This is a genomic window from Caballeronia sp. 11_S32 (assembly GCF_056930355.1).
This window is the reverse complement of sequence record NZ_JBXOWH010000004.1, coordinates 1,488,765-1,503,094: the sequence shown is the minus strand read 5'-3', so window position 1 is coordinate 1,503,094 and position 14,330 is coordinate 1,488,765. Positions and strand designations below refer to the sequence as shown.

14 protein-coding genes are annotated in these 14,330 nt (G+C 63.8%); 9 read left to right on the top strand and 5 right to left on the bottom strand.

Annotated features, from left to right (window positions below):
• Window positions 1-6 precede the first annotated feature (6 nt).
• The gene (locus AC1Z32_RS33070) at window positions 7-912 is read right to left on the bottom strand and encodes a LysR family transcriptional regulator (RefSeq protein ID WP_483483022.1); all 906 of its coding nucleotides are present in this window, start codon (window positions 910-912) and stop codon (window positions 7-9) included.
• A 118-nt stretch (window positions 913-1,030) separates the two neighbouring features.
• On the opposite strand from AC1Z32_RS33070, the gene AC1Z32_RS33065 reads away from it, so the two are divergent.
• The gene (locus AC1Z32_RS33065; protein WP_483483021.1) at window positions 1,031-2,035 is read left to right on the top strand and encodes an aldo/keto reductase; all 1,005 of its coding nucleotides are present in this window, start codon (window positions 1,031-1,033) and stop codon (window positions 2,033-2,035) included.
• A gap of 108 nt (window positions 2,036-2,143) precedes the next feature.
• Here the strand turns inward: AC1Z32_RS33065 and AC1Z32_RS33060 are convergent, their stop codons facing one another.
• Both AC1Z32_RS33060 and AC1Z32_RS33055 read right to left on the bottom strand, forming a co-directional pair.
• Entirely contained in the window at window positions 2,144-2,611 is a 468-nt protein-coding gene (locus AC1Z32_RS33060; RefSeq protein WP_483483020.1) for an Imm52 family immunity protein, read from the bottom strand.
• Window positions 2,612-2,891: 280 nt separating this feature from the next.
• Window positions 2,892-3,500: a Tox-REase-5 domain-containing protein gene (locus tag AC1Z32_RS33055; RefSeq protein WP_483483019.1), complete on the bottom strand. Its 609-nt coding sequence runs from the start codon at window positions 3,498-3,500 to the stop codon at window positions 2,892-2,894.
• 362 nt (window positions 3,501-3,862) lie between these two features.
• Between AC1Z32_RS33055 and AC1Z32_RS33050 the strand changes: the two genes are divergently transcribed.
• Window positions 3,863-4,678: an exodeoxyribonuclease III gene (locus AC1Z32_RS33050; protein WP_483483018.1), complete on the top strand. Its 816-nt coding sequence runs from the start codon at window positions 3,863-3,865 to the stop codon at window positions 4,676-4,678.
• On the opposite strand, the gene AC1Z32_RS33045 is transcribed toward AC1Z32_RS33050, so the two are convergent.
• Both AC1Z32_RS33045 and AC1Z32_RS33040 read right to left on the bottom strand, forming a co-directional pair.
• Window positions 4,675-5,499, bottom strand: a complete 825-nt coding sequence (locus AC1Z32_RS33045) for an alpha/beta hydrolase (RefSeq protein ID WP_483483017.1) — start codon at window positions 5,497-5,499, stop codon at window positions 4,675-4,677. The two genes, AC1Z32_RS33050 and AC1Z32_RS33045, sit on opposite strands and share 4 nt — an antisense overlap.
• Window positions 5,500-5,589: 90 nt before the next feature.
• Window positions 5,590-6,960 carry a nucleobase:cation symporter-2 family protein gene (locus AC1Z32_RS33040; protein WP_483483016.1) on the bottom strand — a complete coding sequence of 457 codons (1,371 nt, stop codon included), beginning with the start codon at window positions 6,958-6,960 and terminating at the stop codon, window positions 5,590-5,592.
• 235 nt (window positions 6,961-7,195) lie between these two features.
• Here AC1Z32_RS33040 and AC1Z32_RS33035 point away from each other — a divergent pair, with 235 nt between their 5' ends.
• The 7 genes from AC1Z32_RS33035 (at window position 7,196) to AC1Z32_RS33005 (ending at window position 14,309) form a co-directional block, all read left to right on the top strand.
• The gene (locus AC1Z32_RS33035) at window positions 7,196-7,543 is read left to right on the top strand and encodes a response regulator (RefSeq protein WP_483483015.1); all 348 of its coding nucleotides are present in this window, start codon (window positions 7,196-7,198) and stop codon (window positions 7,541-7,543) included.
• A gap of 278 nt (window positions 7,544-7,821) precedes the next feature.
• Window positions 7,822-8,736, top strand: a complete 915-nt coding sequence (locus tag AC1Z32_RS33030) for an STAS domain-containing protein (protein ID WP_483483014.1) — start codon at window positions 7,822-7,824, stop codon at window positions 8,734-8,736.
• A gap of 62 nt (window positions 8,737-8,798) precedes the next feature.
• On the top strand, window positions 8,799-9,158 hold the full coding sequence (locus AC1Z32_RS33025) for an STAS domain-containing protein (protein ID WP_483483013.1): 360 nt from the start codon (window positions 8,799-8,801) through the stop codon (window positions 9,156-9,158).
• Window positions 9,159-9,179: 21 nt separating this feature from the next.
• Window positions 9,180-9,620 (top strand): anti-sigma regulatory factor, encoded by a 441-nt coding sequence (locus tag AC1Z32_RS33020; protein ID WP_483483012.1) that lies wholly within the window; start codon window positions 9,180-9,182, stop codon window positions 9,618-9,620.
• Window positions 9,605-10,669, top strand: coding sequence for an ATP-binding SpoIIE family protein phosphatase (locus AC1Z32_RS33015; RefSeq protein WP_483483011.1), 1,065 nt, complete (start codon window positions 9,605-9,607; stop codon window positions 10,667-10,669). Before AC1Z32_RS33020 ends, AC1Z32_RS33015 begins: the two co-directional genes overlap by 16 nt.
• A complete protein-coding gene (locus tag AC1Z32_RS33010; RefSeq protein ID WP_483483010.1) occupies window positions 10,666-12,393 on the top strand; it encodes an ATP-binding response regulator in 1,728 nt (575 codons plus the stop codon). Before AC1Z32_RS33015 ends, AC1Z32_RS33010 begins: the two co-directional genes overlap by 4 nt.
• Window positions 12,390-14,309 carry a hybrid sensor histidine kinase/response regulator gene (locus AC1Z32_RS33005; RefSeq protein WP_483483009.1) on the top strand — a complete coding sequence of 640 codons (1,920 nt, stop codon included), beginning with the start codon at window positions 12,390-12,392 and terminating at the stop codon, window positions 14,307-14,309. Before AC1Z32_RS33010 ends, AC1Z32_RS33005 begins: the two co-directional genes overlap by 4 nt.
• Window positions 14,310-14,330 lie beyond the last annotated feature (21 nt).

Genomic DNA, 14,330 nt, shown 5'->3' with positions numbered 1-14,330 from the left:
CGGCGATTACTGCTCTGCGTCGTTCCCGGCGCGAATGAAATCGATGAACGCGCGCAACGGCCCCGGCATGTGCGCGCGGCTCGGATAGTAGAGCCGCGGGCCGGTGAAGCTTTGCCACCACGGCTTGAGCACCGGCACGAGCGCGCCGCTGTCGATGGCCTCGCGCACGAACTCATCGAACGTATAGACGAGACCGAGTCCGGCGATGGCGCACGCGCGGCTCGTCTCGATCGACGACGTCACGAGCGGCCCTTGCGGCACGATGCGTATCACGTCCTTGCCGCGCATGAATTCCCACACCGCCAGCACGCCGCTTTCGAAGCGGTGCCCGATGCACGCGTGATTCACGAGTTCGCGCGGATGCTTGGGCTCGCCGTGCATCGCGAGATAGGAAGGCGCGGCAACCGCGACGAAGCGCTGCATGCGCGGTCCGATCGGCACCGCGATCATGTCGCGCTCGATGCGCTCGTCGTAGCGGATGCCCGCATCGAAACCGGCGGCGAGCACGTCGATGAAGTTATCGCTCGCGCTCAACTCCAGCGTGATGCCCGGATGCGCCGCGAGAAAGCGCGCGATGATCGGCGGCAGCACTTCGCGCGACACGATGGTCGGCACGTTCAGGCGCAGCGTGCCGGTCGGGCTGTCGCGAAAGCCGTTGACCGCATCGAGCGCGCCCGCAATCTCCGCGAACGCGGGTGCGAGGCGCTCGATCAGTCTTTCGCCCGCTTCCGTCGGCGTGACGCTGCGCGTCGTGCGATTCAGCAGGCGCACGCCCAGACGCGTTTCGAGCCTGCGCACCGCCTCGCTCAACGATGACGCCGACACGCCGCGCAACAGCGCCGCCTGCCTGAAGCCGCGCGTGCGCGCGACGGCCAGAAACGCGTGAAGATCCGACAGATCCGGTTCGCTCATTGTTCGCCTCGGCGCACAGCCCATTCGCATTGAGGCGGATTATCGCACGCGTACTTTGCTCACATAATCCTCTCCATCGCCGGGATTCACGGCGCATGTCCTTCAGGAGAGAACGAATATGGAACAACGCAGACTCGGAAAGACCGGACCGCAATCGTCGGCCATCGGGCTCGGATGCATGGGCATGTCGGGCATGTATGGGCCGTCGGATCGCGCCGAGAGCATCGCGACGATTCATGCCGCGCTCGAAGCGGGCGTCACGCTGCTCGATACCGGCGATTTCTACGGCATGGGCCACAACGAGATGTTGATCGGCGAGGCGTTGAGAAGCGCGCCGCCGTCGCGCCGCGATTCGGCGATTCTCAGCGTGAAGTTCGGCGGCATGCGCGATCCGGCGGGCAACTTTATCGCGTTCGACGGGCGTCCCGTTGCCGTGAAGAACGCGCTCGCTTACACGTTGCAGCGGCTGGGCGTCGAGCATATCGACATCTATCGCCCCGCGCGGCTCGATGCGAACGTGCCGATAGAAGATACCGTGGGCGCCATCGCCGACATGATCAAAGCGGGCTATGTGCGTCATGTCGGCCTCTCGGAAGTCGGCGCGGCGACGATCCGCAAGGCTGCGGCGGTGCATCCCGTGTGCGATCTGCAGATCGAGTATTCGTTGATTTCGCGCGGCATCGAGGATGCGATTCTGCCCGCGTGCCGTGAGCTCGGCATCGGCATCACGGCATATGGCGTGCTGTCGCGCGGATTGATCAGCGGGCACTGGAGCAAGGACGCCGCGCAATCGGGAGACTGGCGTGCGAATAGCCCGCGCTTTCAGCAAGGCAATGTCGAACGCAATCTCGCGCTCGTCGATGCATTGCGCAGGATCGCCGATGCGAAGCGCGTGAGCGTCGCGCAGATCGCGATTGCATGGGTGCTCGGGCAGGGCGATGACATCGTTCCCGTCATCGGCGCGCGCCGTCGCGATCGTTTGACGGAATCGCTCGGCGCGCTCGATGCGAAGCTCACGAAGGACGAGCTCGCCGCGATCGAAGCCGCGGTGCCGAAGGGCGCGGCGGCGGGCGATCGCTACGAGGCCGTGCAGATGGCCCACCTCGACAGCGAGAAGAAGTAGGCGCTCGATGTCTTTCCTTCGACTGACTCGTCAGGAACATTAGCCCGCGATGAATCGGAAGGCCGATGGAGAATGGCCCGTTTATGGCGGGTCGATGTTGCTCAAAGGTTAGAGGTCCGCGTATCGCGGCAAGAGCCCCTGATCGGCCAACCGAATTTCAAGCGCGTTTGCGACTCTCACATGCTCCGCGTTGTCGGCGTCAAACGGTTCATCTATGACGCTGATGATGATGGTCCCCTCAGTGCCGTTCGGGTCCTTGACGTGGCGAATCATTGCGGCCTCTGGAACCTGCTCATGCTCGATCCGGCGCGGCAGATAGAGCATCCAGCCGACGCCGGGACGATCGGGGAAGACTCTCTTCCCAATTCGATAGTTGCTCGATCCGACCTGAATCAATCGCGCGGGCCAAACTTCTAGAAGTGATTCAATGAGTTCAGCGATCGCATGAAACCAGGATAGTTCAGCGGGGTTCTCTGCATTGAGCTGAATATGGCAGAGACCATTGAGGTTGAACCGCAGCGCGAAGTCTGAGGCGTGAACACCTTCCGCCCCATTCCAAACCGATTCGGAACTCACGGCCCTCTCCGTGTCGTCCCTCTGCGCCATTGTTACGAACTCAGACGATGGGCCCGACTCACCGAACGCTCGATGGAGCAAAGCGGCCTTCCTGGAGGAAGCTTTTAGTAACCACCGCTCCATCGGAAAGCCGACTTTTTGAAGGTGACCGGCGAATAAGTAGGCCTGTTGACACCGCTCCAGCGCAGGCGGAAGGGCTTCTTCCGCTCCGCGAAAAATCAAAACAAGCTGTATATCAAAGTCTTTCATTATATTGGTCTATTGGCTTGAGATATACGTACTACATTGATTTTAGCTCTGTTTCTATCGTGTATCCTGATAATAGAAACTGTTCAGTACACCATTCAAAGAACATGGGCGTCATGAAATACCAACGCAACCTGCTCGGAGGATTCTCGACAGCTATCGCATTCTGTGCGCCAGCTTGCCGAATAGCGCCGTCTGTTCCAGTCCACCACGACTTGACCCTTCCCGGCCCCATCATGAACTGGTCGTAGTCGGCCTTTGCTTCTTGCAAGAGGCAGCCGCTGGATTGGAAGCCATCAAAATCCCGCCCGAAGAAGATCCATTCCATGCCGGGAGGGAAGCCGGTCACGAATTGTTGATATTTCGCCGAGAGTTCAGGCATGGAATGCTTGACCGGTCCTAAGAAGCCCTTATCAGGGGGACACTTGCACTCGCGCTTCCGCGTGCGCGTCTTCACGTGCGTCTCTGCCTTGTCCTTACCCTTCGCGCTGTCTTCCGGAATGCTAAGAATGACCACTGTGGCGGTTCCGCTTACTGCAACGGCCGTAGCTGCGCCTGACGATACGAAAGCCGTCCAAGCGGTCGCGATCGCCGTCCCAGCCGCCTCCAGAAGAGCGGGAATAAGTGGTGCTGCCATTACCATTTAATTTTCCTCATGCTAATGCGCGCGCAACTTTGTACGCGCTACGTCTAACATCATATCGACGACGCCACCGTGATCCGTCTTGTCGTCGAGGCGAGCGGTCTCACGACCCGTGAAATCTTTCATCGATTCACCTTCGAAAAAGGTTTAATGAAACCCGCCCATGAGCAGCGGTCACAAGGCGGATTCGCGGGGAGTCAACGGGCGAAAACGTAGCGGGGTTTTATTGTGGGAAGAATGCGTGCAAACCTTTAAGCCAAAAGCACTGACGGTTGGCAATTAGAAATCCGCCTATTCCGACGTCTTCACACCCCACGCGGCACGCAATCTGCGACGCGTGTACGATCGATTCCGGTCCACCGATGGAGAGACGCCGAGTGAAAATCGCGACCTTCAACATCAACGGCATCCGTCCGCGCCTCGACGCCTTGCTGAAATGGCTCGAACGCGAGTCTCCCGATATCGCCTGCCTGCAGGAATTGAAAGCGACGGACGCGCAGTTTCCCGCCGATGCGATCGCGAACGCGGGCTATGGCGCGCTATGGCATGGACAGGCATCGTGGAACGGCGTGGCGATCCTCGCGAAAGGCGCCGATCCCGTTCTCAGCCGGCGCGGGATTCCCGGCTTCGAGGACGATACGCATAGCCGCTATATCGAAGCGGCCGTGGGCGGCTTGCTGATCGGCTGTCTCTATCTTCCGAACGGCAATCCGCAGCCGGGCCCGAAGTTCGATTACAAGCTCGCGTGGTTCGAACGCTTCAACGCGCACGCGAAGGCGCTTTTCGATAGCGGCCATCCCGTTGTGCTCGCGGGCGATTACAACGTCGTGCCCACCGATGAAGACATCTACAACACGCGCTCATGGCTCAAGGACGCGTTGCTTCAACCCGAAAGCCGCGCGGCCTATGCGGACCTGCTCGCTCAGGGCTGGACGGATGCATTGCGCAAGAAGTTTCCCGATGAGCGCATCTATACGTTCTGGGATTACTTTCGAAACCATTGGCAGACGAATTCGGGCTTGCGCATCGATCACATTCTGCTCAGCAAGGACCTGGCGAAGAAACTGGAAAGCGCGGGCGTCGACAAATGGGTGCGCGGCGAGCCGCATGCGAGCGATCATGCGCCGGCGTGGGTGACGCTCAAGCTCGGGCGCAGCCGCAAGAAGGCCGACGCCTAGGCTTGCATCGTGTCTCGCGTGGCTTGTAGCGAGGCGAGGAATGGCATGACGTGCTCGCGGCCGCCCATCGTCCAGACATCGAGATGGTCGGCGTCTTCGATGAGCGCAATACGTTTGTCGCCGCGCGCGGTGTCGAAGAGGCGCTGGAAATGCTCGGGCGGGATCACGCCGTCTTTCGTGCCGCCATAGATGAGAAGCGGCGCATCGATCGTCGCGATCTTCGACAGGCTCTCGTAGCGGTCGCGTGCGAGCAGGCGCACGGGGAAGAGCCAGAAGCGCTTCGCGGCGACATCGACGATGCTCGTGAAAGGCGCTTCGAGCATCAGCGCGGCGATTTTCGCTTCGCTCGCGAGTTGCACCGCCACGCCGGAGCCGAGCGAATAGCCATGCACCGCGATGTGCTTCGAACGCGCCGCGGCGTATGCGTAGGCGGCGCGGGCATCGGCATAGAGGCCGGCTTCACGGGGCGTGCCCGGATTGCCGCCGTAGCCGCGATATTCGGCGAGCAGCACGCCGTAGCCCGCTTCGATCATCTCCAGCGCAATATGTCCGCGCTGGGCGAGGTCTTCGCCGTTGCCGTGAAAGAGGATGACGGTGGGGGCGGCTTCATTCGGCGGCGCCTTGTAGCGCATCGTCAGGTCGAGGCCGTCTTCCGTTCTTATGCTCACCGCTTCGGTGCGTTCTTCCAGTTCGGCATTCTTGAAGGCCTCGATCTGTTCGAGCGGATACACCAGCCTTCCTTGCAGCCAGTAGAGGCCCGCGAGGGCGAAGGCGTAGCAAAGGGCCATCGCGGCGAGGAGGAACCAGAGGACTTCGCGCATGGATCTCGGGCGGCTTTCGGGTTCCTCGTATGTTAGTGGGTTTGCGATGTCCGGGTTCGTGCGCAAACCGCACAAATCGCACGAGCTTAGTCAATCGCGCACGTCCACGTCGCCATGCCGCAGACTCAGCGGTATCTCCGCGGCGATTTCCTTTTCCACGTCGCCGGCATCGCGTCCGCGATTGAACAGCGCATTGAGCAGGATCGCGAACACCGCTGCAAGCGTGATCCCGCTATGCGTGAGCGGCCCGGCCCACGCCGGCATATGAGCAAAGAACGACGGCGCGGCAAGCGGAATCACGCCCACGCCCAGACTGATCGCGATGATGAGCAAGTTGTTCTTGCTGTCGAAATCGACCTTGCTCAGGATCTTCACGCCGGTCGCGGCCACCATGCCGAACATCGCGATGCCCGCGCCGCCGAGCACGACAACCGGTATCGAAGCGATCAGATTGGACAGCTTCGGCAGCAGCCCGAGCAGAATCAGGATCACGCCGGACACCGCGACGACCCAGCGGCTCTTCACGCCCGTAATCCCCACGAGCCCGATGTTCTGCGAGAACGACGAATGCGGAAATGTATTGAAGATGCCGCCGATCACCGTGCCGAGCCCATCGGTGCGCAATCCGCGCGTCGCATCGATACGGGAGACGGGCCGCATCGCGAGATCGCCGAGCGCGAGAAACATGCCGAGCGATTCCACCATGATCACGACCATCACGAGACACAGCGATGCGATGGCCGCGATATCGAAGGTGGGCATGCCGAACGCGAACGGGCGCACCGGCGCGAACCACGCGGCCTGACCCACGCCCGCGAAATCGACGAAGCCGAGCGGCAGCGCGATGGCAAAACCGATCGCCATGCCGAGCAACACCGATATGTTCGCGATGAAGCCCTTCATGTACTTATTGATGAGCAGAATCGCGAGCAGCACGATGGCCGCGATCATCAGGTTCCTGGGTTCGCCGAAATTCGCCGCGCCGCGTCCGCCGCCCGCCCAGTTGATCGCGACCGGAAAGAGCGTCATGCCGATCGTGAGAATGATCGTGCCCGTGACGATGGGCGGAAAGAAACGCATCAGCCGCCCGAAGAACGGCGCGATCAGAATGGCGAACACGCCCGCCGCGATGGTCGCGCCGAAGATCGCCGTCAGGCCCGCGCCGGACGACGCCATTGCGACCATCGGGCCGACCGGCGCGAAGCTCACGCCCATGATGACTGGCAGCCGGATGCCGAACTTCCACACGCCGATGCACTGCACCAACGTCACGAGCCCGCACGCGAAGAGATCCGAGCTGATGAGAAACGCGACCTGATCCTTCGGCAGCTTGAGCGCCGCGCCGATGATGAGCGGCACCGCGATCGCGCCCGCGTACATCACGAGCACGTGCTGGATGCCGACCGCGAGCATCTGGCCGATGGGCAGCACTTCGTCGACGGGATGGATCGTTTGGGCCATGTGCGCTCCGGCGGGTCGGATGACGGTTCGAGTCGGTCGCCCGAGTATTGCACCGCGCGCTACCCAAAAAAATATTCGCGCTGCTATACGCGGCATTGCAGGCCGATCCAGCACAACGCGGACAAAGCCTCGCCGCTGACGGAATGAAAGCGTGAACAGCATCGGCGATGCACTACACTGTCCCACACGTCGCTCGGGACGTATGCGTCCTTCCGTCGAAACGGAGCCAGTCACGATGAACCTGCTTTTCGTCGACGACAACCACGCCTGCATCGAGACTCTGGTCGACATCGCAAGCGGAATGGGTCACACCGCGGCCGTCGCGCACGACGGCGCCGGCTGCCTCGCGCTCACATCGAGCAAGCATTTCGACAGCATCTTTCTCGACATCACGCTTCCCGACGCCGACGGCCGCGAGATCTGCACCGCGATCCGCGCGGCCGGGCCGAGCAGCCGCGCGCGCATCATCGCGATGACCGGCCACACCGATTTCGTCGCGAGCAGCGGCGAAACCAGCTTCGACGGCTTCCTGCTGAAACCGATCAGCCTCCAGGCACTCGAACTATTCCTGCTCTCGCGTTAGAAACGCACGCGTTTCGCCAGGATATTTGACCGGTCTTTGCCCAGCCGCGAACGAACGATCGGCAGCAATTGCCGATTCGTCATACCTGGCTGAACAGCAGGCGAAATAATCCGCGCAAGCCTTGCACTACAAGGGGTTTCCGGCTGTCGATTTTTGGGATGGCGTGCTACATTCCGAGCGCCTTGCGTTGCTTTATTTCGACAACGTTCGCGGCAGCGCAACAAAACCTACGTCCGGGGCTTGGAGCCCAAAAAACATCACTCGCACAGGATCTCGGCATGGAAATGGTCGGCGGAATTCGGCTTGCCCAGTTGTTCACGAATAATCAGGAGCAATTGCTCGCGGAATGGTTCACGCAGCAGCACGCGATCGCGTCGCGGCGCGGGCTCGTCGGCGAAGCGGAGCTTCGCAATCAGTTCGCGCAGTTCGTCTCGCTGATGGTCACGGCGCTCGGCTCCACCGAGCGCATCGATTTCAAAGCGCTCGCGTGGCAGGATGTGCGCGCGTTCCTCGCGGAGATGTCCGCGCAGCGCGCGCGTCAGGGATTCACGCCCGCCGAGACCGCGATGTTCGTGTTCTCGCTCAAGCAGCCGCTGTTCACGCGCCTGCGCGATTCGCTCGGCAACGACGCGGCCACGCTCGCCGATCTCACCTGGATGATCAGCACGCTCTTCGACGAACTCGGTCTCTACACGACCGAAGTCTTCCAGGCGAGCCGCGAGCAGGTCATCGTGCGCCAGCAGCAGGAACTGCTCGAACTGTCGACGCCCGTCGTGCAGTTGTGGGACGGCATCCTCGCGCTGCCCCTGATCGGCACGCTCGATTCCGCGCGCACGCAGGTCGTGATGGAAAACCTCTTGCAGAAGATCGTCGAGACGGGCGCGTCCATTTCGATCATCGATATCACCGGCGTGCCGACCGTCGATACGCTCGTCGCGCAGCATCTGCTGAAGACCGTCGCGGCAGCGCGGCTGATGGGCGCGGACTGCATCATCAGCGGCATTCGCCCGCAGATCGCGCAGACCATCGTGCATCTCGGCGTGAACCTCTCGAACGTCACGACCAAGGCGACGCTCGCGGCGGCTTTCGTCGTCGCGTTGCAGCGCACGGGCAAGTCGGTGACGGCGGCGCTTCAGGACGCGTCGCGCGCAGGCCGTTCCAACGACGCCTTCGATTCGCTGCAACCGGAATGACGCCGCTTCCCGCCATTCGAAGCACGCAACGAACGCAACGCGACTGAACGGGACCATAATCGATGGAACGCATTCCGATTCTCACGATGGGCAAGCTCCTGCTCGTCACCATTCAGGTCGACATGCACGACCGGCTCGCGCTCGCGCTGCAGGACGATCTGACGAGCCGCATCGTCAAGGACGGCGCGCGCGGCGTGCTGATAGACATTTCCTCGCTCGACGTGGTCGATTCGTTCATCGGACGCATGATCGGCAACACGGCGGCGATGGCGCGCGTGCTCGATGCCGAGACGGTCGTCGTCGGCATGCAGCCTTCGGTCGCGATCACGCTGGTCGAGCTCGGCCTCACGCTGTCGGGCGTGCGCACCGCGCTCAACGTGGAGAAAGGCATGGCGCTCCTCGCAAGGGGCGGCACGGTCTGACGGCCGCATGCGAACGACTCCATGACGATCTTCAACTCCACAGCCGCGCCGACGTCATCGTCGCCGCCCGACACGCTGCCGATCCGCTCCGACGAGCAGATCGTGCGGCTGCGCCAGTTCGTGCGCGAAAAGGCGGTCGCGCAGGGCCTGTCGCTCATCGATCAGACCAAGTTCGTGACGGCGGCGAGCGAGCTGGCACGCAACACGCTCATCTATGGCGGCGGCGGCGACGTGCATTGCTATCTCGTCGAGCGCAATGGCCGCCGCGGGCTCAAACTCGAATTTGTCGACAACGGTCCCGGCATTCCGGATATCCAGCGCGCGCTGTCGGATGGCTTTACGTCGGGCAGCGGTCTCGGCCTTGGCCTCGGTGGCGCGAAGCGCCTGTGCGACGAGTTCGATATCCGCTCGGCGCCGGGCGAAGGCACGCACGTTTCGATCACCAAATGGAAACCGTACTGAAGGAATCGATGGCCGCGCAGCAGCGCTACGAGATCGCCGAGGCGAGCCAGATCGCCTATGCGCGGCGTTCGATCGGCGAACTCGCGCGCGGGCTCGGTTTCAACGAGACCGTCGCGGGCGAACTGGCGATCGTCGTCACCGAATGCGGCACCAATCTGCTGAAGCATGCGCAACGCGGCGAGCTGCTGGTGCGGCCGCTCGTCGATTCGAACGCGGGCGCGGCGCTTCGCTACGGCATCGAAGTGCTGTGCGTCGACAACGGGCCGGGCATCCACGATCTGCATCGCTGTTTCGAGGACGGCTATACGACGGCGGGCAGTCCCGGCAACGGCATGGGCGCGATCGAGCGCCTGTCGGACGAGCTCGATATCTGGAGCGCGCCGGGGCTCGGCACGGTGCTGCGCGTCCTGTTCTGGAACGTGCCGGGCGCGGCGAACATGCCCGCGCCGCACCTGACGTACGGCGTCGTGAATCTGCCGCTGCAAACCGAAACCGTGTGCGGCGATGCCTGGGCGTGCCACGCGAACGAGGGCGAGTTCACCGTGCTCGTCGCCGATGGCCTCGGCCACGGCCCGCTCGCCAACGTCGCCGCGATCGAAGCAGCAAAGGTGCTCGCCGCGAACGGCGGTCTCGCGCTCGACCGCATCATGGACGCCGCCAACGATGCGCTGCGCCCGACGCGTGGCGCGGCGGTCGGCATCGCGCGCATGCCGGCGTTCGCGTCGATGGCGGGCACGCCGGTCACGTTCGCGGGCATCGGCAATATCTCGGCGAGCGTGTGGACCGAAGGGACGCACAAGCATCTCGTGTCGCACAGCGGTATCGTCGGGCATGCAACGCGCCGCGCGCAATTGTTCGACGTGCCGTATCCGCGCAACGCGCTCGTCGTGCTGCATTCGGACGGGCTCACGTCGCGCTGGGATCTCGCGCGCTATCCGGGGCTGGCCACGCGGCATCCGGCGCTCGTCGCGGCGGTGCTGTATCGTGATTTCTCGCGCGGACGCGACGACATCACCGTGTTCGTCGCGCGCGTCACCGGAGACGCATGATGACGCTGCCGCTCTACGCGATGACTATCGACGACGAGCGCGATATTGTCACTGCCCGCGTGAAGGCGCGCGATGCGAGCGCCGCGCTCGGCTTCTCGCCGCAGGACCAGACGCGCATTTCCACGTCCGTGCTCGAAGCCGCGCGCACGGTGTTGAGCGCGGGGCAGGCGGCGCGCGCGGAATTTTTCGTCGATGACGCCATGCGGCCGCCGCGCTTCGTCGTGCGTTTTCTGGCGGGCGCCGGTGCGGGCGAGCGGCTGCGCGCGATGCGCAACGACGACTCGCAAGCCGCGCTCGGCCTGCTCGCGGCGCACCGGCTGATGGACCAGTGCGCGATCGCCGATGAAGCCGGCGGCGCGACGTCCATCTCGCTCGCGAAGTCCTTGCCCGATTCCGCGCTCTGCGAGATGCAGGCGGTGAAGGAGGTGCTCTCGCGTCAGTCGAGCGAGGACACGGCCGCCGAGCTGCAGCGTCAGAATCGCGAGCTGATCGCCGCGCTCGCCGATCTGCGCGAGCGTCAGGAAGAGCTCACGCGTCTCACGCGCGAGCTGGAGGACACCAATCGCGGCGTCGTCGCGCTCTATGCGGAGCTGGATGCGCGCGCCGATCATCTGCGCCGCGCGGACGAATCGAAGTCGCGCTTTCTGTCGAACATGAGCCACGAGTTCCGCACGCCGCTCTCGTCGATTCGCGCGCTCTCGAAGCTCTTGCTTGAGCGCATCGACGGCGAGCTGACCGAGGAGCAGGAGAAGCAGGTGCGCTTCATCCGCAAGGCGGCGGAAGATCTGTCGGAGACGGTCGACGACCTGCTCGATCTCGCGAAGATCGAGGCGGGCAAAATCGAGGTGCGTCCCGCGGAATTCGAAGTCGATACCTTGTTCTCGGCGCTGCGCGGCATGCTGCGGCCGCTGTCGCCGGGCGGCGCGGTGGAGCTCGTGTTCGAAGCGTGCGAAGGCTTGCCGCCCATCCGCACCGACGAAGCGAAGGTCGCGCAGGTGTTGCGCAACTTCGTGTCGAACGCGCTCAAGTTCACCGAGCGCGGCGAGGTGCGCGTTGCCGCGAATTATGACGATGCGCGGCGGCTCATCACGTTCTCCGTCACCGATACGGGTATCGGCATCGCGCCCGAGCATCAGCAAGTGGTGTTCGAAGAGTTCGGGCAAGTGGAGAACCGGCTGCAGCAATACGTGAAGGGCACGGGGCTCGGCTTGCCGCTGTGCCGCAAGCTCTGCAAGCTGCTCGGCGGCGACGTCTCGCTCACGAGCGAAGCCGGGCGCGGCTCGGTTTTCAGCGCGACGATCCCCGCGCATTACGGCGCGGACTTCGACGCGATGCATCATGCGGCAAGCGACACGCGGCCCGCCGTGCTGATCGTCGCGAGCAATCCGATCGAGCGGCTCGACTGCGAGGCCGCGTTGCGCGACTCGCCGTATCGCGCGATGAGCGCCGCGACGCTCGACGAAGCCGGCCGCCTGCTCGCGCGCACGCAGCCTGCGGCGTTGCTGCTCGCGGTGCGGCCCGCGCCGTCCGAAGCGTGGATCTGGCTCGCCGCGCTGCGCGCGCAGGCCGCGACGCGCAGCATTCCGATCGTCGTGCTCGGAGAAGGCGAGGATCGCGATGAAGCAGAGGCGCTGGGCGCGGCCGCGTTCATCGAGAAGCCGGTCGGCGGCGACGAGCTGCCGGGCGTCCTGAATGCAGTGACCGGCAAGGGACGACCATCATGACAAGCGACTGGAACGAGGTGCTGATCCTCAACGTCGACGACAACGACGGCGCCCGCTATGCGAAAACGCGCATCCTGTCGCGCGCGGGCTTCAACGTGATCGAAGCGGCGACGGGCACCGCAGCGCTCGAACGCGTGCGCGCCGAAGCGCCCGACCTCGTGCTGCTCGACGTGAAGCTACCCGACATCAACGGGCTCGAAGTGTGCCGGCAGATCAAGGCATCGCCGGAAACCGCGAGCACGCTCGTGTTGCAGACATCGGCGGCGGCGGTGCACAGTCTCGACCGCATTCGCGGTCTCGAAGGCGGCGCGGATAGTTACCTGACCGAGCCTGTCGAACCCGCCGAGCTGATCGCGCACGTGCGCGCGCTGCTGCGCGTGCGGCTCGCGGAAAACGCGCTGCGTGAAAGCGAAGAGCGCTTTCGCCAGCTTGCAGAGAATATCGACGATGTGTTCTGGATGCTCGACCCCGCATCGAACGCATTGCTCTACGTGAGCCCGGCTTACACGCATCTCTTCGATACCGGCGGCGGCGCGCCCCTGCCCGCGCCGGGACCGGATCACTGGTCCGGCGACATTCTTCCGCTCGACCGCGATCATGTCGCCGAAGCCTATCGTCATCTGCTCGCCAACGGCACGCCGTATCAGGTCGAATATCGCATCATGCGTGCGAGCGGCGGGCCGCGCTGGGTCGCCGAGCGCGCGTTCCAGGTGCGCGGCGCGGCGGGGCATCCCGCGCGGCCGTATCGCATTGCGGGCATCGTCAACGATATCTCCGAGCGCAAGGCCGCCGAGTTGCTGCTGCGCGAAGCGGATCGCCGCAAGGACGAATTTCTCGCGATGCTCGCGCACGAGCTGCGCAATCCGCTGGCGCCGATCCGCAATGCGGTCGATCTGCTCGATCCCGATCGCGAGCCGTCCGCGCAGCACTTCGCGACGGTCCGCGCGATCATCGACAGGCAGGTGCGGCATCTGAGCCGTCTCGTCGACGATCTGCTCGACGTCGCGCGCATCACGCAGGGCAAGATCACGCTGCGTCAGGAAACGGTCGATCTCGCGGCGGCCATCGCGGCGGCGATCGAGACCGTGCAGCCCGCGCTCGAAAGAAAGCGCCATACGTTGACGGTGAACTTGCCGGATGCGCCGCTCTATATCGTCGGCGACAGCGTGCGGCTCGCGCAGGTGTTCGGCAATCTGTTGTCGAATGCTTCGAAGTACAGCCTCGAAGGCGGCGAGATCGCGATCGCGACCGACCAGTTCGGCGATGAAGTGCGCATTGTCGTGCGCGATAACGGCATCGGCATCGCGCATGACATGCTGCCGCATATCTTCGATCTCTTCGTGCAATCGGAGACCTCGCTCGAGCGCTCGGAGGGCGGGCTCGGCATCGGCTTGCCGCTCGCGAAGACGCTCGTCGAGTTGCAGGGCGGTCGCATCGAGGCGTTTTCCGCCGGGCCGCAGACGGGCAGCGAGTTCGTCGTGTGGCTGCCGCTCGCGAAGGATGCTCAGGTTGCCTTGCATGGCGCCGGAGAGGTGCCGGTCAGCGTGGCGAGCGGCAAGCGCGTGCTGATCGTCGATGACAGCGTGGACGCGGCCACGGCGATGGCGCTTCTGCTCGAAGCGGACGGCTTCGACGTACGCACGGCCCACGACGCAACCGAAGCGCTCGCACTCTCCGATACCTTCGCGCCGCAGATCGTGCTGCTCGATATCGGCCTGCCGGGCATGGACGGTTATCGTCTCGCGAGCGAGATGCGCTCGCGGCCCGCCACCGCCGACGCATTGCTGATCGCGGTGACGGGATACGGCCAGGCGCATGATCGGCAGCGTTCGAAGGACGCGGGCTTCGATCATCATTTCGTGAAGCCGGTCGCGTTCGCGGAGATTCAACGAGCCGTGCAGGGACGATTCGAGTAATCCGCGCTGAGCGTTTTCACC

What these genes read in the sequence shown, in the direction of transcription:
- AC1Z32_RS33070 (WP_483483022.1), bottom strand. Translation starts at nt 912, where the DNA reads ATGAGCGAACCGGATCTGTCGGATCTTCACGCGTTTCTGGCCGTCGCG.
- AC1Z32_RS33065 (WP_483483021.1), top strand. Translation starts at nt 1,031, where the DNA reads ATGGAACAACGCAGACTCGGAAAGACCGGACCGCAATCGTCGGCCATC.
- AC1Z32_RS33055 (WP_483483019.1), bottom strand. Translation starts at nt 3,500, where the DNA reads ATGGTAATGGCAGCACCACTTATTCCCGCTCTTCTGGAGGCGGCTGGG.
- AC1Z32_RS33050 (WP_483483018.1), top strand. Translation starts at nt 3,863, where the DNA reads ATGGAGAGACGCCGAGTGAAAATCGCGACCTTCAACATCAACGGCATC.
- AC1Z32_RS33045 (WP_483483017.1), bottom strand. Translation starts at nt 5,499, where the DNA reads ATGCGCGAAGTCCTCTGGTTCCTCCTCGCCGCGATGGCCCTTTGCTAC.
- AC1Z32_RS33040 (WP_483483016.1), bottom strand. Translation starts at nt 6,960, where the DNA reads ATGGCCCAAACGATCCATCCCGTCGACGAAGTGCTGCCCATCGGCCAG.
- AC1Z32_RS33035 (WP_483483015.1), top strand. Translation starts at nt 7,196, where the DNA reads ATGAACCTGCTTTTCGTCGACGACAACCACGCCTGCATCGAGACTCTG.
- AC1Z32_RS33030 (WP_483483014.1), top strand. Translation starts at nt 7,822, where the DNA reads ATGGAAATGGTCGGCGGAATTCGGCTTGCCCAGTTGTTCACGAATAAT.
- AC1Z32_RS33025 (WP_483483013.1), top strand. Translation starts at nt 8,799, where the DNA reads ATGGAACGCATTCCGATTCTCACGATGGGCAAGCTCCTGCTCGTCACC.
- AC1Z32_RS33020 (WP_483483012.1), top strand. Translation starts at nt 9,180, where the DNA reads ATGACGATCTTCAACTCCACAGCCGCGCCGACGTCATCGTCGCCGCCC.
- AC1Z32_RS33015 (WP_483483011.1), top strand. Translation starts at nt 9,605, where the DNA reads ATGGAAACCGTACTGAAGGAATCGATGGCCGCGCAGCAGCGCTACGAG.
- AC1Z32_RS33010 (WP_483483010.1), top strand. Translation starts at nt 10,666, where the DNA reads ATGATGACGCTGCCGCTCTACGCGATGACTATCGACGACGAGCGCGAT.
- AC1Z32_RS33005 (WP_483483009.1), top strand. Translation starts at nt 12,390, where the DNA reads ATGACAAGCGACTGGAACGAGGTGCTGATCCTCAACGTCGACGACAAC.